This is a genomic window from Ruegeria sp. AD5, assembly GCF_056542345.1.
Genome location: NZ_JBQFZR010000001.1, coordinates 1741840 through 1767458 on the forward strand (window position 1 = coordinate 1741840; position 25619 = coordinate 1767458).

The 25619-nt window shown below is 57.0% G+C and carries 26 protein-coding genes; 15 read left to right on the plus strand and 11 right to left on the minus strand.

Annotated elements, in window-relative coordinates; all coding sequences use genetic code 11:
• Window positions 1-9 precede the first annotated feature (9 nt).
• The gene (locus tag ACR0JG_RS08380) at window positions 10-672 is read right to left on the minus strand and encodes a YrbL family protein (RefSeq protein ID WP_480568943.1); all 663 of its coding nucleotides are present in this window, start codon (window positions 670-672) and stop codon (window positions 10-12) included.
• Between the two features lie 44 nt (window positions 673-716).
• Complete coding sequence (locus ACR0JG_RS08385) at window positions 717-902, minus strand: zinc-finger domain-containing protein (protein ID WP_170426216.1); 186 nt, start codon at window positions 900-902, stop codon at window positions 717-719.
• Window positions 903-989: 87 nt separating this feature from the next.
• Between ACR0JG_RS08385 and ACR0JG_RS08390 the strand changes: the two genes are divergently transcribed.
• Window positions 990-1982, plus strand: coding sequence for an ABC transporter ATP-binding protein (locus tag ACR0JG_RS08390; protein WP_170395098.1), 993 nt, complete (start codon window positions 990-992; stop codon window positions 1980-1982).
• Here the strand turns inward: ACR0JG_RS08390 and ACR0JG_RS08395 are convergent.
• A complete protein-coding gene (locus tag ACR0JG_RS08395) occupies window positions 1979-2446 on the minus strand; it encodes a DUF1203 domain-containing protein (protein WP_170566845.1) in 468 nt (155 codons plus the stop codon). The genes ACR0JG_RS08390 and ACR0JG_RS08395 overlap by 4 nt on opposite strands.
• Before the next feature lie 196 nt (window positions 2447-2642).
• Here ACR0JG_RS08395 and ACR0JG_RS08400 point away from each other — a divergent pair, with 196 nt between their 5' ends.
• Window positions 2643-3581: a DMT family transporter gene (locus tag ACR0JG_RS08400; RefSeq protein ID WP_170408579.1), complete on the plus strand. Its 939-nt coding sequence runs from the start codon at window positions 2643-2645 to the stop codon at window positions 3579-3581.
• Between the two features lie 54 nt (window positions 3582-3635).
• On the opposite strand, the gene ACR0JG_RS08405 is transcribed toward ACR0JG_RS08400, so the two are convergent.
• Window positions 3636-4748, minus strand: a complete 1113-nt coding sequence (locus ACR0JG_RS08405) for an S-(hydroxymethyl)glutathione dehydrogenase/class III alcohol dehydrogenase (protein ID WP_170408580.1) — start codon at window positions 4746-4748, stop codon at window positions 3636-3638.
• Window positions 4749-4877: 129 nt separating this feature from the next.
• On the opposite strand from ACR0JG_RS08405, the gene ACR0JG_RS08410 reads away from it, so the two are divergent.
• Entirely contained in the window at window positions 4878-5165 is a 288-nt protein-coding gene (locus tag ACR0JG_RS08410) for an I78 family peptidase inhibitor (RefSeq protein ID WP_170394986.1), read from the plus strand.
• Window positions 5166-5167: 2 nt separating this feature from the next.
• Here ACR0JG_RS08410 and ACR0JG_RS08415 read toward each other — a convergent pair whose 3' ends face one another.
• Window positions 5168-5893, minus strand: a complete 726-nt coding sequence (locus ACR0JG_RS08415; RefSeq protein ID WP_480568946.1) for an SDR family NAD(P)-dependent oxidoreductase — start codon at window positions 5891-5893, stop codon at window positions 5168-5170.
• Window positions 5894-6078: 185 nt separating this feature from the next.
• Here ACR0JG_RS08415 and ACR0JG_RS08420 point away from each other — a divergent pair, with 185 nt between their 5' ends.
• From ACR0JG_RS08420 to ACR0JG_RS08440, 5 genes are read left to right on the plus strand one after another with little or no spacing between them, the layout of a single operon-like run.
• Window positions 6079-7407, plus strand: a complete 1329-nt coding sequence (locus ACR0JG_RS08420) for an NAD(P)/FAD-dependent oxidoreductase (RefSeq protein ID WP_480568949.1) — start codon at window positions 6079-6081, stop codon at window positions 7405-7407.
• A complete protein-coding gene (locus tag ACR0JG_RS08425; protein WP_480568952.1) occupies window positions 7364-7903 on the plus strand; it encodes a hypothetical protein in 540 nt (179 codons plus the stop codon). Before ACR0JG_RS08420 ends, ACR0JG_RS08425 begins: the two co-directional genes overlap by 44 nt.
• Window positions 7903-9126, plus strand: coding sequence for an MFS transporter (locus ACR0JG_RS08430; protein ID WP_480568955.1), 1224 nt, complete (start codon window positions 7903-7905; stop codon window positions 9124-9126). Before ACR0JG_RS08425 ends, ACR0JG_RS08430 begins: the two co-directional genes overlap by 1 nt.
• Complete coding sequence (locus ACR0JG_RS08435) at window positions 9123-9740, plus strand: DUF3833 domain-containing protein (RefSeq protein WP_170566832.1); 618 nt, start codon at window positions 9123-9125, stop codon at window positions 9738-9740. The genes ACR0JG_RS08430 and ACR0JG_RS08435 overlap by 4 nt, the downstream gene beginning before the upstream one ends.
• Complete coding sequence (locus tag ACR0JG_RS08440; protein WP_170566830.1) at window positions 9737-10279, plus strand: DUF3833 domain-containing protein; 543 nt, start codon at window positions 9737-9739, stop codon at window positions 10277-10279. The genes ACR0JG_RS08435 and ACR0JG_RS08440 overlap by 4 nt, the downstream gene beginning before the upstream one ends.
• A gap of 36 nt (window positions 10280-10315) precedes the next feature.
• Here ACR0JG_RS08440 and ACR0JG_RS08445 read toward each other — a convergent pair whose 3' ends face one another.
• The 3 genes from ACR0JG_RS08445 to ACR0JG_RS08455 form a co-directional block, all read right to left on the minus strand.
• On the minus strand, window positions 10316-11104 hold the full coding sequence (locus ACR0JG_RS08445) for an ATP-binding cassette domain-containing protein (RefSeq protein WP_170395006.1): 789 nt from the start codon (window positions 11102-11104) through the stop codon (window positions 10316-10318).
• Window position 11105: 1 nt separating this feature from the next.
• Window positions 11106-12230, minus strand: a complete 1125-nt coding sequence (locus ACR0JG_RS08450) for an ABC transporter permease (protein WP_170408588.1) — start codon at window positions 12228-12230, stop codon at window positions 11106-11108.
• 87 nt (window positions 12231-12317) lie between these two features.
• Complete coding sequence (locus ACR0JG_RS08455; protein ID WP_170395010.1) at window positions 12318-13268, minus strand: sugar ABC transporter substrate-binding protein; 951 nt, start codon at window positions 13266-13268, stop codon at window positions 12318-12320.
• A 187-nt stretch (window positions 13269-13455) separates the two neighbouring features.
• On the opposite strand from ACR0JG_RS08455, the gene ACR0JG_RS08460 reads away from it, so the two are divergent.
• Entirely contained in the window at window positions 13456-14460 is a 1005-nt protein-coding gene (locus ACR0JG_RS08460) for a LacI family DNA-binding transcriptional regulator (protein WP_170395012.1), read from the plus strand.
• On the opposite strand, the gene ACR0JG_RS08465 is transcribed toward ACR0JG_RS08460, so the two are convergent.
• From ACR0JG_RS08465 to ACR0JG_RS08475, 3 genes are read right to left on the minus strand one after another with little or no spacing between them, the layout of a single operon-like run.
• Window positions 14457-15590 (minus strand): Gfo/Idh/MocA family protein, encoded by a 1134-nt coding sequence (locus ACR0JG_RS08465; protein WP_480568959.1) that lies wholly within the window; start codon window positions 15588-15590, stop codon window positions 14457-14459. The two genes, ACR0JG_RS08460 and ACR0JG_RS08465, sit on opposite strands and share 4 nt — an antisense overlap.
• 13 nt (window positions 15591-15603) lie before the next feature.
• Entirely contained in the window at window positions 15604-16497 is an 894-nt protein-coding gene (locus ACR0JG_RS08470; protein ID WP_480568963.1) for a TIM barrel protein, read from the minus strand.
• Window positions 16498-16516: 19 nt separating this feature from the next.
• Entirely contained in the window at window positions 16517-17620 is a 1104-nt protein-coding gene (locus ACR0JG_RS08475; RefSeq protein ID WP_170566823.1) for a Gfo/Idh/MocA family protein, read from the minus strand.
• Between the two features lie 129 nt (window positions 17621-17749).
• Here ACR0JG_RS08475 and iolD point away from each other — a divergent pair, with 129 nt between their 5' ends.
• The 6 genes from iolD to iolG are packed head-to-tail and all read left to right on the plus strand — an operon-like array spanning window position 17750 to window position 24119.
• Window positions 17750-19618 (plus strand): 3D-(3,5/4)-trihydroxycyclohexane-1,2-dione acylhydrolase (decyclizing), encoded by a 1869-nt coding sequence (gene iolD, locus ACR0JG_RS08480; RefSeq protein ID WP_480568967.1) that lies wholly within the window; start codon window positions 17750-17752, stop codon window positions 19616-19618.
• The gene (locus tag ACR0JG_RS08485) at window positions 19618-20457 is read left to right on the plus strand and encodes a phytanoyl-CoA dioxygenase family protein (RefSeq protein ID WP_170395022.1); all 840 of its coding nucleotides are present in this window, start codon (window positions 19618-19620) and stop codon (window positions 20455-20457) included. The genes iolD and ACR0JG_RS08485 overlap by 1 nt, the downstream gene beginning before the upstream one ends.
• The gene (gene iolC, locus ACR0JG_RS08490) at window positions 20454-21431 is read left to right on the plus strand and encodes a 5-dehydro-2-deoxygluconokinase (RefSeq protein WP_170425988.1); all 978 of its coding nucleotides are present in this window, start codon (window positions 20454-20456) and stop codon (window positions 21429-21431) included. The genes ACR0JG_RS08485 and iolC overlap by 4 nt, the downstream gene beginning before the upstream one ends.
• Before the next feature lie 12 nt (window positions 21432-21443).
• Entirely contained in the window at window positions 21444-22301 is an 858-nt protein-coding gene (locus ACR0JG_RS08495) for a 5-deoxy-glucuronate isomerase (RefSeq protein WP_170408595.1), read from the plus strand.
• Entirely contained in the window at window positions 22298-23128 is an 831-nt protein-coding gene (locus tag ACR0JG_RS08500; RefSeq protein WP_480568970.1) for a class II fructose-bisphosphate aldolase, read from the plus strand. Before ACR0JG_RS08495 ends, ACR0JG_RS08500 begins: the two co-directional genes overlap by 4 nt.
• A gap of 1 nt (window position 23129) precedes the next feature.
• Complete coding sequence (iolG, locus tag ACR0JG_RS08505; protein WP_480568973.1) at window positions 23130-24119, plus strand: inositol 2-dehydrogenase; 990 nt, start codon at window positions 23130-23132, stop codon at window positions 24117-24119.
• The last annotated feature ends 1500 nt before the right edge of the window (window positions 24120-25619 follow it).

Sequence of the window (25619 nt, forward strand, 5' to 3'; positions counted from 1 at the left end):
GGTCTGGTCTTAGCTATTCGAAAAAGTGCGCTTATCCGCATTCCAAGCCAAACCTGCTTTTTGCGCGATCAACGCGAACTGTTTGTTCAGCGAGCGATCATTCAGACGTTGGGACAGGCTGCGTAGTGGGATGAGGTTCCGCTCACCATATCCATCGATCAGGAAACAGGCTGGGCCCGCCCCCCGCGTTCCATAGACGATGTTCGAGCTTTTGACGTCGCGCGCGACGATGTGAAGGTCAAACATCTGCCCAACGAATGCATTCAACGCTTCCAAAACCGGGGCGTCCAATCCACTGCGGCAGACTTCATACAGCTTTGGTGCAAGCCCGCCATCAAGGCCAGAAATGCGCTCAACCACAACCCCCGCCCCATGCGTCGTCTGAACCACGCCCAACATCCTGGACAGGGGTGAACGCTCAATTTCCGTCCCGAGTTTCAGCGATACCCGCAGTTCGCATTCCAGCTCTTTTAGCGTGCTGCGATACTGCGCCTCGGGGAACAGTTTCCATGCCAGTCGCTTGCCAAGCCTGTGCGAGACACGATCTTGGGACCGGGTAAAAACTTTGATCAGTAGGTCAGGATGACCGGGAAAGTCATAGACACTGCGCACAGTCCCGTTCGCGATTGGCTGGCTGTCGGAAAGGTCAATCGTTTTGGCTGTGAACAGCATTATCCATCCTCGCCAGTTACGACCGCCTGCCGTCCTGGTCGCCCTTACGCGTCCTGACCAGAGTCCTCACCACGCAGCACGTATTTGCAATCGCAATAGGGGCACTCGACCCAACCAGTGTCTTCGGGAATCTGCAGCCAGACGCGCGGATGACCCAGCGCACCCTCGCCACCATCGCAGGCGACGCGGGTATTTTCGACAATCTTGGTTTCCGGCGCTTCGATGGTCACGGCTGGCGATCCTTCTTTGGTTGTCGGCCTCGCGGGCATGTATTAGGTGCGTTTATGGGCGATGAGCAAACCGGGGGCAAGGGCCACATGTCCGATGCGGCAATCACAATCAGATCACTGCGCAAGACCTATCGCGGCGGCAAGGGCCAGCCCGAGAAACAGGCTTTGAAAGGGATCGACCTGACGGTACCGCAGGGGTCCGTTTTCGGTCTGCTTGGCCCGAATGGAGCCGGCAAATCGACCCTGATCAACATTCTGGCGGGGCTGGTGGTCAAAACGTCTGGCAGCGTCTCGATCTGGGGGTTCGACCAGGATCAAAACCCGCGCCAATCCCGCGCCGCCATCGGCGTGATGCCTCAGGAATTGAACCTTGATCCGTTCTTTACACCTCGAGGCGCATTAGAAGTTCAGGCCGGGCTGTACGGTGTTCCCAAGTCTGATCGGCGAAGCGATGAGATCCTCGACCTCGTTGGCCTTGCCGACAAGGCCGAGGCCTATGCGCGCACGCTTTCGGGCGGAATGCGGCGGCGCCTGCTGCTGGCCAAGGCGCTGGTGCACCATCCCAAGATTCTGGTGCTCGACGAACCCACGGCGGGTGTGGATATCGAACTGCGACAGATGCTTTGGGCCAATGTGCGCAAGCTGAACGAACAGGGCATGACCATCATCCTGACCACGCACTATCTGGAAGAAGCGCAAGAGATGTGTGACGAGATCGCCATTATCAATCACGGCGAAAAGATCGCACAAGACAGCACGGCCAATCTGCTGGGCCGCATGGACAGCCGAACCATGGTGATCGTGCCGGATAGCCCCATACAGACTCTGCCTGTAGCGGATAACGTGATTGCAGCGCAACGTGAGAACGGCGACCTTGTGCTGCAATACCACAGCAACCTAACTACAGCCGAGCAGGTGCTGGAATCTGTACGTCAGGCCGATATTCGCATCCAGGACGTCCGCACTGAAGAAGCTGATCTTGAGGATGTGTTCCTTGCGTTGACCTCCAGTCGGGTCGACGACGCAACTGTCAACGACCCGAACCAACCACATCGGGGGATGCACCGCGTCAAGCTTTAGACACGATCGATCCGTGCGTGATAACAGTTGTTCAGAGCAGATCGGATGTGGATGTAAGCGACATCAGCGCGGGAGAAGATTTTTTTAGCCGCCTCATGCAACTGCGCCTGTGGGGTGATGATCCCGGTTCCATAGACAATTCGGTCGTCCGGACCATACCCTTTGATCAGGTAGTTGGGCGAGTCGGTCAACGCCTCGGGCAGCACATCCTCACTTTCATAGCGTGCGCAGGGGTCGGCACAAAGGAAGATCGGTCCAGTCTCTGCATAAGGCTGCGTTTCCGGGAAGGGTCGGTGCGCCAACACCAGCATCTCTTTGCCTTCCGGTATGTATTTCAAACAATGACGGCATGGGTTGCCCGCCCCATTGGAAATCGCACGCTCTGGTGGGTTTCCATATCCATCCGGCGCACCGGCGCGATATGCCTGAACCTGCTGTGTTGGTAGGGCTGAAATTCCGTGCATGATGTTTCTCCTTGATTTGAGATGATCATGGCAATCGCTTGTTTTGGACTCGACCCGTTTCCTGCGTATTGCAAAATCTGCAACCCTGCCTGCAAAAGAATGTTAGCGATAAAATAAGGGCTACCCGTCAGACCAATTTGGGTCTAAGCAAACATCAAACACCCCAAACGATCCATCTATGATTGAGGCTTTTGTCATGAGCGCTCAGAACTCCACCCTTCGTGGGCTTGCCTTTGCGTTCTTAGGCTTTGCCGTCTTCGCGACGCATGACGTGCTGATCAAGGTGCTGGGTGGCACCTATTCGGTTTTGCAGATCATCTTCTTTGCGACGCTGTTTTCCTTTGTCCCTATGGCAGTAACAATTCTAGCCGATCGGACCACTGGGAATTTCCTGCCGCGGCATCCGTGGTTGGTGCTGTTGCGATCAGCGACGATGATCATGGCCATGTCTTGTGCCTTCTACGCTTTTTCGGTGCTGCCGCTGGCCGAAGTCTATTCCCTGCTATTTTCCTTTCCGCTGATCGTAACTGTTCTGTCGATTCCGATTCTGGGTGAGGTGGTCCGTGCCCAAAGGTGGGCGGCCGTGGGCGTCGGCCTGATCGGCGTCCTGATCGTCCTGCGCCCTGGCGCGACCGAAATCACCCTGGGCCATTTAGCGGCTCTGGCAGCAGCCTTCTGCAGCGCATTTGCTTCGGTTCTTGTCCGCAAAATCGGGAATGAAGAACGCTCTGCCGTCCTGATCCTTTATCCTATGCTGCTGGCCATCGCCGTCATGAGCGTCGCCCAACCGGCAGTTTATCAACCACCATCATTGCTGCATCTGGCGATGATGGCGTTTGTCGGGGTGTTCTCGGTAATCGCACAGCACCTGATCATCCTTGCTTATCGCGCCGCCCCCGCCGGCGTCATTGCCCCTAGTCAATACAGCCAGATCATCTGGGCCACGATCTTCGGCGTGATTTTCTTTGGCGAGCACCCGGATATCTGGGTCGCCGTTGGCGCAAGTATCATCATCGCATCAGGTGTTTTCGTGGTTTGGCGAGAGAGCCGATCAAACACTACCTCTGCTAATACGCCTGTGCTGCGCGTCAGGTCGCCCCGGTCAGATACTGGAGCGACGAGGCCCGGAGAATAAGAAACGGCGCGCATTGCAGCGCGCCGTGCAATCCATTTCAGCCCTTATAGAGCCTTAGTAGACGACCACTGATCGGATACTCTCGCCCTTATGCATCAGGTCGAAACCGTGGTTGATGTCATCCAGGCCCATGGTGTGGGTAATCATGGGGTCGATCTCAATCTTCCCGTCCATGTACCAATCCACGATTTTCGGGACGTCGGTGCGTCCACGCGCTCCGCCAAACGCGGTGCCACGCCATGAGCGGCCAGTAACCAGTTGGAACGGTCGAGTCGAGATTTCAGCGCCCGCAGGTGCCACACCGATGATGATCGATTCACCCCAGCCCTTGTGAGCCGATTCCAGTGCCGCTCGCATTACGCCGACATTGCCTGTGGCGTCAAAGGTATAATCCGCGCCGCCCTTGGTCAGGTTGACCAGATACGGCACCAGATCACCTTCGACCTCAGAGGGGTTCACGAAATCCGTCATGCCGAACTTGGTCGCCATTTCCACCTTGGCTGGATTCAAATCAACGCCCACGATCTGATCCGCGCCAGCCAGACGCAGGCCCTGAATCACGTTCAGGCCGATACCGCCCAAACCGAACACGATGGCACGGCTGCCAATTTCTACCTTTGCAGTGTTGATCACCGCGCCAATTCCGGTGGTCACGCCGCAGCCGATATAGCAGATCTTGTCAAAGGGCGCGTCCTCACGCACTTTGGCGAGCGCGATTTCAGGCAGAACCGTATGGTTCGAGAAGGTCGAGCAGCCCATGTAGTGCAGGATCGGATCGCCATCCAACGTAGAAAAACGCGAGGTGCCATCCGGCATGAGGCCCTGGCCTTGGGTTTCGCGAATTGCCTGGCACAGGTTGGTCTTGGGATGCAGGCAGTATTCGCACTCACGGCACTCGGGCGTATAAAGCGGGATGACGTGATCGCCGGGTTTCAGGCTGGTTACACCCGGGCCGATCTCAAGCACGACACCTGCGCCTTCATGGCCCAGAATGGCGGGAAACAAGCCTTCAGGGTCGGCGCCCGACAGGGTGAATTCATCGGTATGGCAAATGCCTGTCGCCTTGATCTCGACCAGAACCTCGCCCGCTTTGGGGCCTTCAAGGTTTACGTCCATCACTTCCAAAGGTTTGCCTGCCTGAACGGCGACGGCGGCACGGGTACGCATGGTGCTTGTCTCCCTGTCTGTTTTGCCCGACCCTGCGTCAAATACAGGGTTTTTTCAACTGCGCTTTCATGACAGGTTGGCTAAATCTTTGATATTTCAGAAACGACATCACCAGAAAGCCCTGCGCCAATGTACCGTTTATTTCCGATCCTAATTCTTCTGACCGCATGTTCTGAGACCTCTGCACCGCAGGACGCGGCGCTTGAACTAGAGGAGGCACCGGTTGATCTTGCATTTTGTAAGGGAGAACCGTTTGCGAACACCATTGGTGAGCCGGTTTCAACCATACAAGCCCAACTGCCTGAACGGTCGCGCGTTCTGGGCCCGGATGATATTGCCACGCAGGATTATCGCATCGACCGGCTGAACGTTTATGTGAACGGCGCAGGCACAATTCAGAGGCTTACCTGCGGATAGGGTCACTTTCCCCGGTACACCAGAATATCGGGCAAATAATCGATCAGGCGCACAACCCATGAGAACGGTGCCGGGAAATCGGTTCGAAACCGGCGACGGGACATGGCGCGCACTACGCGATCGGCCGCATCTTCGGGTGTCATCAGCATCGGCATTTTGAAACTGTTCTTGTCGGTCAGACGGGTCTTGATGAACCCCGGATTGACAATGCGCACCGTCACGCCTGACCCTGCCAGATCGTGCCGCATGGTCTCGGCCAGCGAGATCAGCGCAGCCTTGCTGGCCCCGTACGAGATCGCATTGGGAAGCCCATGATACCCGGCAAGCGACCCGATCAGCGTGATATCACCACTGCCTGAGCCCACAAATCCTGGGACGGTTTCACCCAACACCCGAAGCGCACCGGAATAGTTCACATCGCTGATCGCCAAGGCGGCATCGGTGTTCCAATCTGACGTACTGATCGGCTCATAGGCGCCTGCGTTGTAGACAAGCGCGTCAATTGAGCCAGCCTCCACCACAGCGCGGCGCACAGTGTCGAGATCAGTCACATCCATCGGTACAGCACGTGCATTAGGCAAGGTGCCACAGATTTCATCCAATCGCTCGGCATTGCGAGCAGAAAGGATCAGATGCGCGCCTTCGCGGCTCAGCTTTTCGGCCAAGCAACGGCCCAGCCCTTCGCTGGCGCCAATGATCCAATAGGTTTTTCCGTCAAAACTGCTCATGCGTAAGTCTTTTTTCGTACTAGTAGATCGAATACGTTCTGTCAGCAGCAATGGATCACGCCCAGCGCTCGTAGCATTCGGCCAGATAACACTACATAGCGCGTCGGAAAAAAACTTCTAACGCGGTTGATCCAAAGGCTCATTCCCTGCGTATCTTGTTGTAAATACCGAATAACGAGGATGGAATGTTCGACGAAACCCGGGGCGTACGCAAGAAAATCGCAGTCATAGGCGCAGGCATTTCAGGTCTCTCCGCAGCTTATTACCTTTCCGAAGACAACGATATAACCGTGTTCGAGGCTGAACCTCGACTGGGCGGCCACGCCCGCACGGTGATGGCCGGAAAGAACGGAGATCAGCCGGTAGATACCGGTTTCATCGTCTTCAACTATGTCACATACCCCTATTTGACCCGGCTGTTTGATGAGCTGAACGTGCCGGTCACCAAAAGTGAGATGAGCTTTGGTGCAACTATCGACAATGGCCGCATTGAATATGGGTTGAACAATCTGCGCACTTTGACCGCGCAAAAGCGCAACCTCGCGCGTCCAGCCTATTACAAGATGATCGCCGATATCCTGCGGTTTGGCAAAGAGGCCCCCGAAGCCGCGCAGGACGACGACACCACGATCGGTGAGCTTGTGGATCAGCTGCGTCTCGGCCACTGGTTCCGGCACAATTATCTGATGCCGATGTGCGGCGCGATCTGGTCAACTCCGGTCGAGTTCGTCGATCAGTTCCCAGCCCGCTCGCTGGTGCAGTTCTTCCGCAATCACGCGCTGCTGGCCTCGGGCCGTGCCAATCAGCACCAGTGGTACACCGTGAAAGGCGGCAGCATCGAATATGTCCGCCGGATCGAAACTGCGCTACGTGCGCGCGGTGCTGACATCAGACTGTCCGCACCCGTGCAGCGGATCGAGCGGCATGATCTGGGCGTCACCGTCCATGCAGGAGGTGAGGCCGCTCTGTTTGACGAAATCATTCTGGCAACCCATTCCGATCAGTCTCTCGCCATCTTGGGTGATGCAGCGACCGAAGCGGAAAAAGCGGCGCTCGGCGCGATTAGATATCAACCGAACAAAGCTATCCTGCACTGTGATCCCCGCCAAATGCCCAGGCGGCGTGCTTGCTGGTCCAGTTGGACCTATCGATCGCAAAAGGGCAATGTTGGGGTCACATATTGGATGAATCGGCTTCAGAATATCCCCGACAGTGACCCACTGTTTGTGACCCTGAACGCCGCATCAGACATTCCCGCGGACAAAATCTATGACGAGGTCGAGTTCGCCCATCCGGTTTTCGACAAAGCCGCCCTGCGCGCGCAAGGGCAAATCCGCGAGATGCAGGGACAGAACCGAACCTGGTTTGCCGGGGCGTATAACCGGCATGGTTTCCACGAAGACGGGATTGCCAGCGCAATGCATGTTGTCGAGCGCCTCACCGCCATCCCGCAGAGCATCGGAGCTGACAATGGTATCCCTGAAACGGACCTCGCTGTTTCGGCCAACATATAGAACCTGTTGCGCTGCGCTGCTGTCACTGGCGCTGATGGTCCCCGGCGGACTGGCGGCTTCGCCTTTGTCGGATGCAATCAAAGACCCTAAGCTGCGCGGCACCGGGACATTCCGTTTTCTGGGGCTGCCGCTCTATGACGCCAAGCTTTACACGCCCGGCGGTGCCGCATTCAGCTGGAACGAGAATTTCGGCCTACAATTGACCTATCGGAAAAACCTGAAACAAAAAGCGCTGGTCGAGTCGACACTGGAAGAGATGGCCCGACAAGGCAATTCTGCGCCGACGGAAGCCCAATTGCAGGGCTGTTTTCAGGCGGTCAGCAAAGGCGATAGCTATCTGGCCATCGCGCAAGGCCCCAACAGCGTCAGCTTCTGGCGCAACGGAAGCAAAACCTGCACCCTGACAAATCCGGGTATCACACGCAGCTTCATGTCAATTTTTCTGGGTAACAATACACGATCCGCCTCGTTCACACAGCAGTTGAAGGGGCAGTGATGCTGTACCCGCGTGTCAGCCTCTATGCGCTGATGCTTGCTGCAGCAGGTATCCCGCTTTACATCCACCTGCCGCGCTTTGCCGCCGTGAATCTCGGTATCGGGCTGGGGGTGATTGGCACCATTCTGCTGGTCATCCGGCTGGTCGATCTAGTGCAAGATCCACTGATTGGCTGGGCAATTGATCGCTGGCCCGGAGGGCAAATGTTATTTGCCGCCGCCTCTGCGCTGGGTCTGGCGATTGGATTCCCATTGCTGTTTGGTTTGCCAGAAGGGGCAAGTATCGCCGCATTAGTGTCTATTCTGATCCTGTTATTCTCGGCCTACAGCCTTGGGACCATCTTGCTTTACGGCCGCAGCGCCACGCTGGCGAAACAGGCTAGCGCGAAGGAACTGATGACACTGGCCGCCTTCCGCGAAGGCGGACAACTGACCGGAGTTATCATAGCAGCCGCAGCACCCGCTGTGTTCGTGGCGCTTGGCGCAGCCGCGCAGGGGTATCCGGCCTTTGGAATGTTTCTCGGGCTTCTGAGCGTTGTGACTCTGGCTGTTACCCTGCCAATGTGGCGACGCACGCCGATCACCGGTCAAGGGCTGTCCTTTGCAGGCCTAGGACAGGCTGGGGCTTTACGTCTGCTTGCCCTTGCGTTGGTCAACAGCCTGCCCGTCGCCATCACCTCGACCCTGTTTCTGTTCTTTGTTGAAGATCGGCTGCAACTGCCAGGCAAAGCGGGGCCATTGCTGATCCTGTTCTTCCTCAGCGCCGGGCTCAGCGTTCCGTTCTGGGCCAAGCTCAGCAACCGAATTGGCCCGAAGCAGACTCTGATGATCGCCATGCCGCTGGCCATTCTCGGCTTTGTCGGGGCCGCTCTTCTAGCCCCTGGGAATCTCGTCGGTTTCGCCATCATATGCCTCGCATCCGGCGCGGCGCTTGGGGCGGACATGGTTGTCCTGCCAGCAATGTTCTCGGTCGTTCTGACCCGGGCCGGGCTGAACGCATCTGCTGCGTTCGGCATCTGGTCCTTCGCAGGCAAGCTGGGTCTAGCTCTGGCCGCCTTTTTCACACTGCCGCTACTGGAACGCAGCGGCTTTACACCTGGACAGGCCAATTCTGCCGAGGCTTTGAATACACTCACCCTCGCCTATGCGGTGCTGCCCTGCATCTTGAAACTCGGAGCGTTTGGCATGGTCCTGACCCTCCCGACAGAGGTCTCTGCCAAATGAAAACGCTCCTGATCTGTCTGCTTGCGATTTTTGCGCTGTTTGCTGTGAAGAACCGGTTCCTCAGTTTCCGCTCGCAATCACCCTCCGACTACAGCGGAACCGGACCTGAGTTTTCACTCAAAAAGAACCTGAATGGCGAAATCCTGTCCGAAGGATTGATCTATGGCCCGAATGGCAAGATGTCGAACAGCTTTGTCGCGCGTATGGTGGGCGAATGGGACGGCAACACCGGTACGCTGTCCGAGTATTTCACCTATTCCAACGGCAAACAGATGACCCGCAAATGGCATCTGACGTTGGGCACGGGCAACACTTTCACCGCAACAGCGGCCGATATTGTCGGCGAGGGCAAAGGCGTGATTTCGGGCTCAACCGTCAAGCTGACCTATCGCATCATCCTGCCCGAGGACGCGGGCGGGCATACACTGGATGTGACCGACTGGATGTATCTGACGGAGAACGGTGTAATCATAAACCGGTCCGAGATGCGAAAATTCGGGATCAAGGTGGCCGAGCTGGTCGCCACGATGCGCCCTGCGCCTGAAGTGAAATCCACCCATCTGCATGGCGCAAACGGCCACGATGCAGACTCTGAGCTGAGGGTTTTGCAATGATCGCCCGCCGTACCCTTATTGCAGGTGTCGCGATCGCGGGGTTGGCCATCCTCGCCGCATGCTCGGCCAAACCGCGTATACCAAAATCGTTTCTGTCAGATCGTCAGCTGAACCTTGAAGAGTTCTTCGAAGGTAAGACTGTCGCTTATGGTCAGTTTCAGGATGTACTAGGTAATGTCCCGCGTCGCTTCCAGGTCGATATTGACGGCACATGGGACGGAGAGACTCTGACGCTTGTCGAAGATTTCGTCTATGACGATGGTGCGACCGAACAACGGATCTGGACCCTGACCAAGACCGACGATGACACCTGGACCGGCACCGCTCCCGGTGTGCTGGGCACAGCCAGTGGGGTCGAAAGGGGCGATACGTTTAACTGGAAGTACAAAATCGACCTGCCCGTCAAAGACGGCACCATGCGTGTCAATTTTGATGACTGGATGTGGTTGTTGTCGGATGACCGGTTATTGAACCGAGCCTATGTTTCGCGTTTTGGCGTAAGGCTGGGTGAAGTCATATTGTACTTCGAGAAGAAGTAGTCACCCCGCCAGCACAGCCAGCGGGGCAAAAAAGTATCAGACGGTTCCGCCCAGACTGCCTTCAAGCTCGACCATCTCCTGACCACCGGCCATCAGGTCCTGCAGCTCTTCCGGGGTGATCTGGCCACGCTGCGCCGTACCCAGCGTTTGACCGCGGTTGAGTACCGTGAACCGGTCCCCCACTGCCAACGCATGGCGGACGTTATGAGTAATAAAGACCACTGCAATACCCTGCTTGCGCACCTTGTCGATGGTCGCCAGAACGTTGGCTGTTTGGCGCACCCCAAGGGCCGAGGTCGGTTCATCCAAGATCAGAACCTTCGCCCCGAAATGCACCGCCCGCGCGATGGCGACGGTCTGGCGTTCACCACCTGACAGCGTGCCCACCGCCTGATCAGGGCCGCGCAGGTTGATCCCCATTTTCTTCATCTCTTCCATCGTGACCTTGTTGGCATAGTCATGATCAAAGAAGTGAAGAGGTCCGACCTTCTTTACCGGCTCATTGCCCATGAAGAAGTTGCGCGAGACCGACATCAACGGGATCATGGCCAGATGCTGGTGCACGGTTGCGATCCCGGCCTCGATGGCATCACGCGGGTCGGCGAAATGCATGGGGTGGCCTTCGAACAGGATTTCTCCGTGGGTGGGCTGGTGCACGCCCGACATGGTCTTGATGAAGGTCGACTTTCCCGCACCGTTGTCGCCGAGAAGGCAGTGGCATTCACCGGGGAACACGTCCACCGAGACACCCGCCAGCGCGATCACGCTGCCGAAGTGCTTTTCGATGTTTTTCATCTGGATGATGGGTTCATGTTCGGGATTCATATCAACGCTCCCCCGTGATGATGCGGCGGATATAGGTGTTGAGGATCACAGCCCCAAGCAGGATCACCCCTAGGAAGACCCGGAACAGCGAGCTTTCGACACCGGCAAAGAACAACCCCTGTTGCACCACGCCAAAGATCAACGCGCCCAGCGCCGCGCCCAGTACCGAGCCGTATCCTCCGGTCAGAAGCGCGCCGCCGATGACCACGGCGATGATCGCCTCGAACTCTTTTAGCAGACCCCGGTCAGCACCAGCCGATCCGAACTCCATCACCTGGCAGACAGCGAAGACAGTGGCGCAGAAGGCCGTGAACATAAACATCAGAATCTTGACCCGGTTCACAGGCACACCCGAGTTGCGCGCCGCCTCAGCATCCCCGCCCGAGGCGAAGATCCAGTTGCCGAACCGCGTTTTGGTCAGCAGCACGTGACCAAAGATGATCAGTGCGATCGCCCAGACGATCAGCATTGGAATACCATCCACAACTGGCTGACCGGCGCGGGTGCCACGCTCGAATACGGCGATGATCCCGGCATCCCCGAGCCATTGGAACAATCCCTGCAAAATTTTACCACCAAAGATCGGCGCCAGCCAATCGCCTTCGGCTGCGTCTTTCACACCGCCGATAATAGTTTTGCGCTCGATCACCTGCGGCAGGAAGATTGTAAAGCCGCGCAAAATAAACAGAAAGGCCAGCGTTACGATAAAGCTGGGCAAACCAGTCCGGATCACGATCCAACCGTTCAGCGCGCCGATTGCCACCGCCATTGCAAACGTGACGAGAATTGCCATCCAGACCGGCCACGCCAGCGTGACCGAAAAAATTGCGATCATCATGCCCGAAAAGCCAATCATCGACCCGACTGACAGGTCAAACTCACCGGCAATCATCAGAAGGCACGCACCTACGGCGATGATCATGAACTGCGCCGAGACAACCGACCAGTTCATCATGCCCTGTGCGTTGAACATGCCGCTGTCAAAAGCGAACAAAAGAAAGAAGGTGAAGACGGCAACGGTGCCAACCATCCCGCCGAGTTCAGGCCGGATCAAGGCCTTGCGCAGCGGCGATATTTCTTTAATCCGTTCGTCGGTTACAGCAGTGTTTTGAGCAGACTCGCTCATTAGAACGCCCCTCCGAGTTAAGCAGTGATTTTGCGTCAGATAGTTGTTGGCGGGCGCCGCTTTGGCGGGGCGCCCGCGCTGTAAGAATCAGCGGTACTCGCCAGCAAATTCTTCGATCTTGGTCAGACCATCAGCAGTTACGAAGCCGGGACCCGAATTGATATTGTTGCCCGGCAAAACGCCATAGCGGTGATAGTTGGTCATCACAACAACCGGCAGGTAAGCCTGCAGGAAGGGCTGCTGATCAATTCCCCACTGGATCACGCCAGACTTGATGCCTTTGACAATCTCACCACCCAGATCGAAGGTGCCGAAATAGATGTCACCGGCCATACCATTTTCTTCCAGCGCCAGAATTGTCGGATCAGCCGAGGTTGGACCCAGTGTCAGAACCGCATCAGTATCCGGGTTTGCCGACAGATAGGCCAGCACGCGGTTCTTGATCTCGGCTGGGTCCTGGCCGGCGTCGATCATCTGATCCCCCAGTTCAATGCCCAAGCCGTCTGCAAAGCCCTGACAACGTTCCTGGCTTGAGGGCTGAACGATATAGTGGTTCACACAAAGGAACGAGCCGATGCCGTCACCCTTGGCGCGCTGGCCTGCAGCAAATCCGGCATCATATTCGGGCTGACCCACATACATCAGGGCACCAACTTCCCGGGCCTGATCCGGCGTACCAGTGTTCATGATGATGACATCAACGCCCGCATCGACCGCTGATTTGATCGGTCCGCTCAGCACATCATAATCCGCCAACGTGGTAATGATCCCGTTCGGACCCGAAGCAGCCGCCTGATCGATAATCCGCGCCATATCAGCAAGGTCGCCAGTGGGCGGATTGCGGTATTCTACTTCGACACCCATCTGGTCGCCTGCCAGCGCGATGCCGTTCTTGATCGTGTTCCACCAGCTATCGCTGTCTGGCGCGTGGCTGACCAGAATGTATTTCTCACCTTCCGCCGCAGCGCCCGTGGCTGCGATCAGAGGCGTCGCAGCTACCGCCGCCGCCAGCGCCAACTTCTTCGTCAGTGAAGTCATGATGTCCTCCCAAAACTCATGTTATCGCGGATTGAGGCAGTCCTTCGCACCTCTCCGACTCGAGTTAGAGCATATCTGTCAAAATTTTGCAACCGGTTGCAAACGGTGTCAGATGTGTTTCATACTGTATCTGCCAAAGAATACAGGTAAAAGGACTGCCACTAAACGCAGGAAGGTCAGACGGATCATGGCTGTCACATTGAAAGAGGTTGCAGAACGCGCCGGCGTTTCACGCTCGGCGGTGTCGCGCACTTTCACCGATGGGGCCTCGGTTTCCGACAAGATGCGCCGAAAAGTCGAGAAGGCCGCGCGTGAGCTGGGATACAGCCCAAATGCACTGGCTTCATCTCTGACCACAGGCCGAACTAAGCTGATCGGGCTGGTCTCGAACAACTTCCACAACCCGATATTTCTTGAAGTTTTCGACCTCTTTACCAGGGGGCTGCAGGACCGAGGCCTGCGCCCATTGCTGGTGAATCTGACCGACGAGGTTGAACCCGAAAATTCGGTACGAATGCTGCGCCAATATTCGGTCGATGGCGTTGTCGTAGCGTCGTCGACCTTACCGCCCGGGTTCGCAAAAGCGTTTCGGGATGCTGGCGTACCAGTGGTGCACAGCTTTGGCCGGTCATCCTCTTCACCGCAGGTTCATGTGGTCGGGATTGACAATGTGGAATGCGGACGCATGGCGGCCCGCGAGCTGGTCGCGCGTGGTTATACGAAAGTAGCCTTTCTAGGCGGACCCGAAGCGGCGACCTCGACCCAGGATCGCCATGCAGGCTTCATGTCAGAGATGGCCCGGCATCCTAGCATTGATGTGACCTGCTCGTTTGCTGAGGCTTACTCATTCGATGCAGGTCGTCAGGAAATGCTACGCTTGCTCCAATCTGAGCGGGCTGATGCATATTTCTGCGGCGATGACGTGTTGTCCATCGGGGTGTTGTCCGCAATTCTGGATAGTGGCCTAAAGGTGCCCGAAGACATCGGCATCATCGGCCTGAACGACATGGAAATGGCACGGTGGGAGAATATTGATCTCACCACCATCCATCAGCCGATCCGGCAAATCGTGAGTTCTTCGATCGAGCTGATGGTGGCAACCCTGAACGAACCCGACCGATATCCGGAGGCGCGGATATTCCCATGTTCGGTGGTGGAACGGGGCACATTGCGCCCCGTATCTGAGAGTTAACGAAACATCGGTGGCCGGGCATCCATCCACGCGCTGCCCTGTTTCGCCGACTCGACCGCTGTATGCACAGCCGCCATCGACCGCACGCCGTCGGCCGCATTGGGCAAGCCGTCGCGGGTTTCCCCGGCAATTGCATCTGCGAGATCGCAATAGATATTCGCAACCGCCAACGGGAACCCTTCGGGATGCGCAATCGCCACCCGGCTGAGACGTTGCGCGTCTTCATGGAGCCCGCCTTCGCCTTTTTCTATGATCTGCAGGCGACCACCAACAGGCGTGTAGATAAGCTGGTTCGGCTGCTCCGACGCCCATCGCAGACCGCCGGTTTCTCCGAACACCTGAATGTCGAACCCGTGCTGCCGACCGATGGCCACCGAAGAGGTCCACAGCCGGCCAACAGTGCCTTTTGTCGTACGGAAGTTGACCATGGCATCATCTTCAAGTTCACGGCTGCCAATGGTTGAAGCAAAATCTGCAGACAGGGTCTCAACCTCATCATCCGCAATGAATCCGGCCATGTGCATCGCGTGGATACCGCAATCAGCGAACTGCCCGGAAACACCCGCCATCGCAGGATCATAGCGCCAGCGCACGCGTGGATTGTCAGCATCGGTGGCGTCTCCGTGATGGCCGTGACTGAAATTGGTAACGACCAGACGGACTTTGCCGATCTCACCTGCGCGCACCATCGCACGTGCCTGACGCACCATCGGATAAGCCGAGTAACAGTAGTTTACCGCGCAAATCTTTCCTGATTTCTCGGCGACTTTGACAATCTCTTCGCCCTCTTCCACCGTCATGGTCATGGGCTTTTCGCACAGCACGTTGAACCCGGCCTCAAGGTACGCTTTGGTGATCTCGAAATGCGTCGCATTTGGAGTGGCTACAGTGACCAGATCAATCCGATCCTCGCGCCCGCGCTCACCTTCCAGCATCTCGGTCCAGTCGCCGTAGGCTCGGTCTGCCGCGATACCCAATCGTTGGGCGTATTCGCGACCAATGTCAGGCCTGTGATCCAGCGCTCCGGCGGTGAATTGGAAATGCCCGTCCGCCAGCGCCCCCAACCGGTGCGCCGGTCCGATCTGGCTACCTTCGCCGCCTCCGATCATGCCCCATTTCAGCTTGGTCATGGTCTGGACCTCCTTAACTGAAACCAATTGATTCAAGGTATTCACGATTCTTCCGCGCGTCCCCTACAGGATCAGGGTCGAGCGTTGGGTCGCAATCCTGCTCGACCGTGCACCATCCTGTGAAACCTGCGTCCAGCAGCACCTGGCGAACGGTTGGAAAGTCTACGTCGCCTTCGCCCAGATTGCAGAAAATCCCCTGCCCGCAAGCATCATAGAAGCCCGTCCGATTGGCAATTACATCCGCTTTCACTGTCGGAGAGATATCCTTGAAGTGCATGTACGAGATCCGATCAACGTAGCGATTCATGAAGCCGACCGGATCGAACCCGGCATAAGAGTGATGCCCCGTATCGAAGCAAATTTTAAGAAGGCTTTCATCGACCTCGTCCAGCAAACGGATAAGTTCAGGTTCAAAGTCCATGAAGCCCGCAGCATGAGCGTGCATCCCAACGGTCAGCCCGTATTCCTCGGACCCGATCCGCGCGCTTTCAGAAATCCGATCCCGGAACGCCGTCCACTCGGCCTTGTCCATCTGCTCAGCCTCATCGGCGCGACCAGCGGTTGGCGCGCGGCGGGGTGAGATCGCATCGATCAGCACCATGTGCTGCGCCCCATGCGCTTTCAATGCGCGAGCGGTGCGGTGGGTGGCGTCCAGCACGTCTTCCCACGCGTCGGGGTCGTGATAGTTGCGGAACACAACGCCGCCGATCAGTTCAAGATCATGCTCGGCCAGCGCATCGGCCAGCACCGCAGGGTCTTCGGGCATGAAACCCACCGGGCCGAGTTCGATACCCTTATACCCGGCCGCAGCGCATTCGCTGAGAACGGTTTTCCAATGCGGATTGCGCGGGTCCTGCGCAAATTCCACGCCCCAGGAACAGGGCGCATTGCCAATTCTGATGCTCATCTTGTCTTGTCTCCGATGCTCAGAAATCTTCGATATTTTTCCAGCTTTCATCCGCTGACGATGCCAATGCCGCAGCGACGACCCGGTTGACCTCATGCCCGTCGTGGAAGGTCGGCCAGACCGGTTTACCTGTCTCGATCGCGCGCAGGAAATCTCGCGCCTCGATGATGATCTGATCCTGATAGCCCGTGCCATGGCCCGGCCCTTGACAGAACGGCTCATAATCCGGGTGCGCAGGGCCGGTCAGGATCTTACGAAAGCCACGCTCAGCTTCGGGACCCTCCATACGGTAGAGCCACAAAACGTTCTGGTCTTCCTGATCAAAGCGGATCGCACCCTTGGTGCCACTGATCTCATAGGCATAGCCCATCTTGCGCCCAGTCGCGATTCGACTGATATAGATCGATCCCATTGCTCCGTTCGCGAACCGCACCATCATCTGAGCGTGGTCGTCATTGTCAACTTCGCCACCCGGGCGGCTATTGTGCACGGTTTCGACCTCGGCCATCACGCGTGAAATCGGGCCGATCAAAGCCAGTGCGGCATTGATCATATGAGGCGCAAGATCACCCATCGTTCCGTTCGACATTCCTGTTGTACGCCAGGTTGCCGGGGCTTGAGGGTGCGCGTAGAAATCTTCGGTATGCTCACCCCGAAACCATGTGATGTCGCCGATCTCTCCTTCGGCTATCAGAGCGCGAGCGTATTGGCTGGCCGGGGTGCGGATATAGTTGAAACCAACCATGTTGGCCAAGCCCGAGGCCTCGGCCGCTGCTGACATCGCCGCACCATCCTCCAGCGACGCGCCCAAAGGCTTTTCACACAGCACAGGTTTGCCCAGCGCAAACGCTGCCTGAGCGATCTCGCGATGTGTTTCCGGAGGCGTGGCGATCACAACGGCCTCTACCTTCGGGTCGTTCACCAACACACGCCAGTCATTCGTCGAGCGCGCGAATCCATAGGCCTGACGATACCGCTCAGCGCTTTCCGGTGACGAGGCGCACACCATCTCTAACCGTGGTCGCAAGGCCGTGTTGAACACCGCCCCAACCGAGGACATGGCGACCGCATGGGCCTTGCCCATATATCCGCCGCCTAGAATGCCAATGCCGATCTCTGCCATTCCGACGTCCTCCCTCGCTTTTTCTTGAAAACCATTTGCAACCGGTTGCAAAACTTGTATCGTGAGAATAGGACTCTCGCAAGCTGCATTCGGCACTGCATCATAATTTTCCTAAAGGAGCCCGCAGACATGTCCGCGCAACACGACACTGTTTACCTGACAACGGCGCAGGCGATCATTCGCTGGCTGTCGAACCAGTTCATCGAGATCGATGGTCAGGAATATCGCCTATGTGGTGGGGGCTTCGGGATTTTTGGTCATGGCAATGTGACCTGCCTGGGCGAGGCACTGAATACTGTCCGGGATGAGCTGCCGTTGTATCGCGGGCAGAATGAACAGAGCATGGGGTTCGCCGCCGCGGGCTATGCCAAGCAATGGCTGCGTCAGCGATTCATGTTCTGCACCGCTAGCGCAGGCCCCGGCACTGCGAATCTGTTGACTGCTGCTGGACTGGCCCATGCGAACCGGCTGCCAATGCTGATGTTGTGCGGGGACACGTTCATCACCCGCTTACCGGATCCGGTTCTGCAGCAGATGGAGAACTACTATGACCCGACGTTTGGTGTGAATGACGCCTTCAAACCGGTCAGCCGCTATTGGGATCGCATCACGCATCCGGCACAGGTCATTCAATCTCTGCCCGCCGCTATAGCGACAATGCTGGACCCGGGCGATTGCGGGCCGGCGTTCCTTGGGTTGCCACAGGATGTGCAGGGTTGGACCTATGACTTCCCGGTGAAGTTCTTTGAGAAAAAAGTGCATCGCATTCGCCGCCAATCTCCCGATGCGGATGAAATCGCCGATGCCGCTGCCGCGTTGGCAAGCGCGAAACGCCCGATGATCATCGCGGGTGGGGGCGTGCAGTATTCCAAAGCCGTGACCGAGCTGACCGAATTCGCCGAAAAGCTTCAGATCCCGGTCGTCGAAACCATCGCGGGCCGCGCCAATATGCTGGCGACCCACCCGCTGAACATTGGCCCGATCGGCGTCACTGGATCGGACAGTGCCAACGCAATTGCGGAGCAAGCCGATATGATCGTCGCTGTTGGCACGCGCTTGCAGGATTTCACGACCGGCTCGTGGACTGCCTTTGCCAAGGACGCTCAGTTCATCTCGATCAATGCTGCGCGGCATGATGCGGGTAAGCACATGTCCTTGCCAGTTGTTGGGGATGCCAAGCTTTCAATTCAGGCTCTAACACAGGCAATTGACTACACGGCTGCATCCGATTGGGTTTCACTGGCGCAAGACGAGCGCCGCAAGTGGGATGCCTACGTGGCCGAGAATGTGTCTTACGGGAACCGTCCGAATTCCTATGCTCAGGCCATCGGCGTTGTGAACGAACTCTGTGACCCGCGTGACCGCGTGGTCGCCGCTGCCGGAGGTCTGCCCGCTGAAGTCACCGCCAACTGGCGCACGCTGGATATTGGCACCGTTGATGTTGAGTTCGGATTCTCCTGCATGGGCTATGAGATCGCAGGCGCTTGGGGCGCGCGCATTGCCCAATCTGAGCGTGAGCCGGATAAGGACACAATTACCTTCTGCGGTGATGGCTCATATCTGATGCTGAACTCGGACATCTATTCCTCGGTTCTGAGCCGCAAGAAGATGATTGTTTTGGTGCTGGACAATGGCGGTTTTGCAGTCATCAACAAGCTGCAGAACAACACAGGCAACGAAAGCTTCAACAACCTGCTGGAAGACTGCCCCACCATCCCCGAAGCCTTTGGCGTTGATTTCGCGGCCCACGCGGCCTCGATGGGGGCCACCAGCGAAAAGGTCGCGAACCCGGCGGAACTGGCCGAAGCGTTCAAGCGCGCCAAGGCCAGCGATAAGACTTATGTGATTGTGATGAACGTGGACGCCTATGAAGGCTGGACCACTGAAGGCCATGCATGGTGGGAGGTTGGAACACCCCACACTTCGGCTGACGAGAGGGTTCGTGATGCCCATGTCGAATGGGAATCGACCCGCGAAAAACAACGCAAGGGCATCTGATGAAACGGTTCAAGGCAGAAACGGCTGACCCAGACGTCATTGTGGATGAATTGCTGAACGGTGATGGAGTCGTCGCAATCTCGGGCCTTTTCACCCCTGAAGAGATCGCCGAGGCACGTGCCATCGTCATGGCCGAATCCGAAACGGCGGCCGAGAAAGTGACCCATTTCCAAGGCGCTGCGGAAGAAGATGGCAAACTGAACCTGCAGCGGCGGGTCTGGAACCTGTTGGCCAAGGGCGACGTGTTTTCACGCATGGCTGCACATCCGGTTCTGATGAAGATCCTCCGCAAGTTTCTGGGGACCGAGTTCATCATGGGCTCGATCGCTGCCAATCGCATCCTGCCGGGCGGGCCGGGGCAGGAGCCGCATGTCGACTATCCCTATTGGGACTTTCACAGCCCCGAAACGCATCCCGTCGGTCTGAATGGATCATTTCCAATGAATGCACAGGTCTCGGTTTTGCTGGACCCGTTCACCAAGGAAAGCGGCGCGACCGGCTATGTACCCGGATCGCAGAAAGAGCTTCGTTATCCCACGCCCGAAGACAAGTTCTATGACAAATGCGAGCAGATGACCGGTGAGCCTGGCGATGTTGCTCTGTTCTATGGCGTGACGTGGCATTGCGCGATGCCGAACAAAGCGGATCACGACCGCAGCGCGATCCTGATCCAGTATCTGCCCAAATGGGTTAAACCGATGGAAGATATGCCCGCTGCGCTACCGCAGGATTTCCTTGATCAGGCAAGTCCCGATCTGCGGCAGTTGCTGGGCCTGAATTATCCCTACCCCGAGGTGCTGGATGCCGCGCGGGCAGGCAATACCGAGGGGCGCACGTGACTCTGATCGAAGGTATAAAAGGTAACCGCTTTGCCGTGTTCGGCAGGGCCGGAATGGACATGTTTGCGGATCCGGTCGGAACCAAAAGCGAAGACGCACAAGTGTTTCGCGCCGATCTGGGCGGATCAAGCGCCAATATCTGCGCCGGACTGGTGAAGCTGGGATCGCAAGCGGCGCTGGTCACCTCGGTCTCGGATGATGCCGTGGGGCGGTTCTGTGTGAACCGGCTGCGGGACTATGGCGTTGAAACGAGATATGTCCGAGCTGTGGGTGGCGAGGCACGTACGTCCTTGGCTGTCTACGAAAGTTGCATTGAAGACTTTCAGAATGTCATCTACCGCAACGGCGCCGCTGATTTCCAGGTAACCGAGGCGGATATGGATGAGGTCGACTACAGCGCCTTCTCAGCCCTGATCACGGCGGGCACGGTGTTTGCTGCGGAACCCTCACGCTCGGCCACCTTCCGCGCATTTGAAAATGCGCGCGCCTCAGGTCTGCCGGTGATCTTCGACATCGATTACCGCCCCTATAGTTGGCCATCACCCGAAGTCGCCTCAGAGGTTCTGACCCGCGCAGGGAATGAAAGCGATCTGATCGTTGGCAATGATGAAGAGTTCGGCTTTATGGCGGGCGGCATCGAAAAAGGTTTAGACAAGGCCCGCGAATTGGCGGCCAACGGCAAGATGGTGATCTACAAGATGGGCCATGAGGGGGCCATTACGCTGGCAGACGGGCAAGAGGTCCGCACCGGCATCTACCCCGTTACCGCCGTGAAGCCCAACGGCGCAGGCGACAGTTTTCTGGCCGGACTGCTGGCCTCGATCGCTGCGGGGCATGACCTGCGCGATGCGGTGCTGCGCGGTTCGGCCTGCGCGTCGATCGTCGTGTCGAAACCCGGCTGCGCCGGGGCCATGCCGACGACGCCCGAACTTGACGAATTTCTGGCCCAACACCCGGGCCCAACCGATACCTGAAAGGAGCCGCAGATGCATATCGCGCCCCATGACAACCAGAACAAACCTATCGTCGATGCCGACCATGATCTGGTGCCGCTAAACTATTTCAACATCGTCAAACTGAAAAAGGGCGAGGTGTTCGAATATGCCGTACCGGGCTATGAGACCTGCATCGTGCCCGCCACCGGTACCGTGGATGTCGATGTGGACGGCGCGATCTATACCAACCTTGGCAACCGCGCCATCGACGTCTGGGATGGCGAGCCCGAGGGCGTATACGTTCCCGTCGGCGCCAAGGTTCGAATAACCTGCATGACGGATGAAACCGAAACCTTCATCGCGGGCGCAAAATTCGACCGTGTGCTTGAACCCTTTGATGTCCGCGTACCCGAACTGGATCTGGTGCAGTATGGATCGGACGACACCAAAACCCATCGAAAAATCAAACACATTCTGGGCGCGAACCATCACGACAAGGTCGGCCGCTTGCTGGTGTCTGAACTTTATACCGTGGGTCAGGGCGGCTGGTCTGGCTTTCCCAGCCACAAACATGACACCGACCGCAAAAGCGACGATGGCGAAATGATCGAAACCCGCCATGACGAAACCTATAATTTCCGCTTCCGGCCCAACTATGGTTCTGGCGTCCAGATGCTGCAGCGCGAAGACAACAAGCCGGGTGATGCCTATCACATCATGGATGGCTCGACGATCCTGCTGGACAAGGGCTATCACCCCTGCGCAGTTTTGCCGGGGTATGAAATGTACTATTTCACCATCCTCGGCGGGCTCAGTCAGCGCTCGCTGAAGCAGTATTTCCAACCGACCCATGCAGCCCAGCTGCATACGATCCCGGGCATTATGGACATGGTGGCCAAGTTCAAATGAGCCTTGTGACATTATCGGACGTGCTGCAACCCGCGCTGCGCGACGGCTATGCCGTGGCCGGGTTGGTGACGCTGGGCTGGGAGGATATGCGTGCCTACGTGGCCGCTGCCGAAGCCGAAGGCGTACCGATCATCCTGCAAGCCGGCCCATCATGCCGCGAACACACGCCGCTGCCGGTTCTGGGCAAGATGTTCCGCCATCTGGCCGAATGTGCCAGCGTGCCCGTCGTGGCGCATCTGGACCATGGCTACACCCATGACGAATGCCACATCGCCATCGACAGCGGCTTCACCTCTGTCATGTTTGACGGCTCACGCAAGCCTTTGGAACAGAATATCGCCGAGACCACTGCAATTGCCGAGATGGCCCATGCCGCTGGTGTCTCCTGCGAGGGTGAAATCGGTTTTGTCGGCTATTCGGGTGGTGAAGGTTCGGACGGAACCGACCCGGCGGAAGCCGCGCAATTCGCCCGAGAGACCAGCGTGGATGCAATGGCGATCTCGGTCGGCAACGTCCACTTGCAGCAGAACAAAGAGGGCGGTCTGGACGAGACCCGTATCCGCGCCATCGAAGCCGTGACCGAGATACCTCTGGTGATCCATGGCGGCTCGGGCGTGCCGGTTGCGCAACGTGCTGCGCTGGCGCGCGGATCGAAAATCTGCAAATTTAACATCGGGACCGAGCTGCGAATGGCCTTTGGGAATGCCCTGCGAACGGCCGTGAATGCCGATCCGGACAGGTTCGACCGCGTTCAAATACTGAAAGATACACATGAACCGGTGGTCGAGGCGACGCGCCGAGTACTGAAAGCGTTCAAAGGGGCATGACATGCTGAATATTGGGCTATTGGGATGCGGGCGGATCGGTCAGGTTCATGCGCGCTCGATCGGGCAGATTGATGGCGCACGAGTGAGCGCAGTGGCGGACGCATTCACAGAACCGGCTCAGATGCTGGCCGACAAAACTGGCGCACAGATCCTGTCGGCGGACGAACTGATCGAAAGCAAAGATGTCGATGCTGTCGTCATCGGTACTCCGACCGACACCCATTACGATCTGATCCATAAAGCGGCGAGTGCCGGCAAAGCGATCTTCTGCGAAAAGCCGGTGGACATGTCCGCTGACCGCATCCGCGACTGCATCAAGGTGGTCGAAGCCACCGGCGTGCCCTTCATGACGGCCTTCAACCGCCGCTTTGATCCGAGCTTTGCCAATATTCAATCCCGCATCGCCGAAGGTGAGATCGGCGCGGTCGAAATTGTCACCATTCTGTCCCGCGACCCCTCGCCGCCACCGATCAGCTATATCGAAAGCTCGGGTGGGTTGTTCCGCGATATGATGATCCATGACTTGGATATGGCACGTTTCTTGCTGGGCGAAGAACCTATCAGCGTTTACGCTGTTGGATCATCGCTCGTCGATCCCGAGATCGGCAAAGCCGGAGACGTCGACACCGCAGCCGTAACCCTGACGACAGCCAGTGGCAAGATTTGCCAGATCTCCAACTCGCGCCGCGCCAGCTATGGCTATGATCAGCGCATCGAGGTGCATGGCGAGAAGGGCATGTTGCGGGCCGAAAACATGTTGGAGAATGCGGTTGAGGTCGCGACTCCGTCGGGTTTCCGCAAAGCCCCCGCCCGGCATTTCTTTCTTGAACGCTACGAAGGCGCCTATCAAGCCGAGATGGCCCATTTCACTGCCGCTGTGTCCGGATCAGGACAACTTGCACCAGGTATCATCGATGGGCTGCGGGCTCAGTTGCTGGCCGATGCGGCGGACGCGTCCTTGAAGCAGGGCATCGTTATCAGCCTCGCTTGAGGTTTTTGGGAAATCATCGCGGTTCAAGGTACGACGCGCCAAACTCGTACCCCCTCAAGAAATCATCAGACATCTTCTAGGCGCGCCGTATCGTTTTGGTATCTGGGCGAGATGTCCGGAATGTGTCTGAAAGATTAATTTTCCCAACTACGGGGAACCCCCAATATACGGGCCTACACGCATCGCATAACCTGAGCTCAACGGACCACTTTCACTGATCCGTGTATCCCCTTCAGAGGGGTTGGCTCGACCCCCTCGCCAACCCCTCTGCTAGGTGGAATACGAGGCAACGCTTTCAATCTAATACCGCTACCGCGAGATTTGGACGAAGCGGGCTTGTTTTCGGGCCCTAGACCTGTTCACTTTGGGTGACGACGGCGTCAACGATGAACGAAAAAGAAGTACATGGTGTTTCTTTAATTTTTTAGTTTCAATGTCTTACTACAAAGCCACCGACACCCCGAGAGAACAGTTGTCACGAGCGCGACAACATGCGCCTAAAGGCCCTACAACTTTGCGGTGCTACATTAGATCGCTGAAACAAGCGCATTCACGGCTCCGGCAAAACCAGCCACTGCCACAACACTTGCCAAAATGACGCAAAGGATTTCCAACGCACTAAGTTTCATATCGGCCCCCACCGGAATGCTGCACCCGGCATAGAGCAAGTCTTGAAAGGCGAAAAGTGAGCTTATGTTTACGTTGCGGAAACTTGCTATCCAGGCAGCGCTTACTTGCTCAGATACCGCTCTCAGGACGTTAGTTGGGGTCGTTCTGATGGCATTTCTATCTTGACCTGTTGCACCTCTGCATCGCCGATTGCACATCATTCGGCGCGCAACGATCAATGGAAAGATACCTGAAACTGCGCCCATAGAATCTAATGGCGCTGTCGAGGTACGCCATAACTACACCCAGATGCGCGATACAAAAGGTTTGAACGCGCATTGTATCAACGCCACCGAAAATGCGCTTCATTCATTGGACGATCAGAAGACTGCTCGTGGGGCGGCATATCGAACTAGGTAACCCCCTCAAATCCAGTTGGAAAAACTAGAAAGTGCTAAAAATAAAGACATGCCGCCCACAGTGCCAGGATGGCATTATGGCAAAAATGTGTCCACGGCTAAATTCGAAACTCTTAGTTCGCGAATTGGAAACAAGATGTTTCGGAAAGATTCTCGGGACTACGGAAAAACCTGCACTTCGAAAGCGTCCAGTGACGAAAGTTTGAATTTAACTGATAACTCTACTACATTGCTCACTCTTCTAAGAGGCATGCTGACAAGCGGATCGTCGTTGTCTTTTTGTCCTTCTCAGCAGAGACTACGATACTACGACCTTCATGTTATGAGCCTGGCGAGGTTTGATCGTTAAGCAATTGATCGGGGTGATCAATTGTAGTCTGCACGGGCTGTGTTTGGATTTTCTAAAGTTGGTTGCGGGAGCAGGATTTGAACCTGCGACCTTCAGGTTATGAGCCTGACGAGCTACCGGGCT

Excerpts from the sequence above, each read along its gene's own strand:
- ACR0JG_RS08380 (WP_480568943.1), bottom strand. The coding sequence starts at position 672 with ATGCTGTTCACAGCCAAAACGATTGACCTTTCCGACAGCCAGCCAATC.
- ACR0JG_RS08450 (WP_170408588.1), bottom strand. The coding sequence starts at position 12,230 with ATGAGCGAGTCTGCTCAAAACACTGCTGTAACCGACGAACGGATTAAA.
- ACR0JG_RS08390 (WP_170395098.1), top strand. The coding sequence starts at position 990 with ATGTCCGATGCGGCAATCACAATCAGATCACTGCGCAAGACCTATCGC.
- ACR0JG_RS08415 (WP_480568946.1), bottom strand. The coding sequence starts at position 5,893 with ATGAGCAGTTTTGACGGAAAAACCTATTGGATCATTGGCGCCAGCGAA.
- ACR0JG_RS08435 (WP_170566832.1), top strand. The coding sequence starts at position 9,123 with ATGAAAACGCTCCTGATCTGTCTGCTTGCGATTTTTGCGCTGTTTGCT.
- ACR0JG_RS08400 (WP_170408579.1), top strand. The coding sequence starts at position 2,643 with ATGAGCGCTCAGAACTCCACCCTTCGTGGGCTTGCCTTTGCGTTCTTA.
- ACR0JG_RS08445 (WP_170395006.1), bottom strand. The coding sequence starts at position 11,104 with ATGAATCCCGAACATGAACCCATCATCCAGATGAAAAACATCGAAAAG.
- ACR0JG_RS08465 (WP_480568959.1), bottom strand. The coding sequence starts at position 15,590 with ATGACCAAGCTGAAATGGGGCATGATCGGAGGCGGCGAAGGTAGCCAG.
- ACR0JG_RS08440 (WP_170566830.1), top strand. The coding sequence starts at position 9,737 with ATGATCGCCCGCCGTACCCTTATTGCAGGTGTCGCGATCGCGGGGTTG.
- ACR0JG_RS08420 (WP_480568949.1), top strand. The coding sequence starts at position 6,079 with ATGTTCGACGAAACCCGGGGCGTACGCAAGAAAATCGCAGTCATAGGC.
- ACR0JG_RS08470 (WP_480568963.1), bottom strand. The coding sequence starts at position 16,497 with ATGAGCATCAGAATTGGCAATGCGCCCTGTTCCTGGGGCGTGGAATTT.
- ACR0JG_RS08410 (WP_170394986.1), top strand. The coding sequence starts at position 4,878 with ATGTACCGTTTATTTCCGATCCTAATTCTTCTGACCGCATGTTCTGAG.
- ACR0JG_RS08475 (WP_170566823.1), bottom strand. The coding sequence starts at position 17,620 with ATGGCAGAGATCGGCATTGGCATTCTAGGCGGCGGATATATGGGCAAG.
- ACR0JG_RS08495 (WP_170408595.1), top strand. The coding sequence starts at position 21,444 with ATGCATATCGCGCCCCATGACAACCAGAACAAACCTATCGTCGATGCC.
- ACR0JG_RS08405 (WP_170408580.1), bottom strand. The coding sequence starts at position 4,748 with ATGCGTACCCGTGCCGCCGTCGCCGTTCAGGCAGGCAAACCTTTGGAA.
- ACR0JG_RS08425 (WP_480568952.1), top strand. The coding sequence starts at position 7,364 with ATGGTATCCCTGAAACGGACCTCGCTGTTTCGGCCAACATATAGAACC.
- ACR0JG_RS08395 (WP_170566845.1), bottom strand. The coding sequence starts at position 2,446 with ATGCACGGAATTTCAGCCCTACCAACACAGCAGGTTCAGGCATATCGC.
- ACR0JG_RS08430 (WP_480568955.1), top strand. The coding sequence starts at position 7,903 with ATGCTGTACCCGCGTGTCAGCCTCTATGCGCTGATGCTTGCTGCAGCA.
- ACR0JG_RS08460 (WP_170395012.1), top strand. The coding sequence starts at position 13,456 with ATGGCTGTCACATTGAAAGAGGTTGCAGAACGCGCCGGCGTTTCACGC.
- ACR0JG_RS08500 (WP_480568970.1), top strand. The coding sequence starts at position 22,298 with ATGAGCCTTGTGACATTATCGGACGTGCTGCAACCCGCGCTGCGCGAC.
- iolG (WP_480568973.1), top strand. The coding sequence starts at position 23,130 with ATGCTGAATATTGGGCTATTGGGATGCGGGCGGATCGGTCAGGTTCAT.
- ACR0JG_RS08455 (WP_170395010.1), bottom strand. The coding sequence starts at position 13,268 with ATGACTTCACTGACGAAGAAGTTGGCGCTGGCGGCGGCGGTAGCTGCG.
- iolD (WP_480568967.1), top strand. The coding sequence starts at position 17,750 with ATGTCCGCGCAACACGACACTGTTTACCTGACAACGGCGCAGGCGATC.
- ACR0JG_RS08485 (WP_170395022.1), top strand. The coding sequence starts at position 19,618 with ATGAAACGGTTCAAGGCAGAAACGGCTGACCCAGACGTCATTGTGGAT.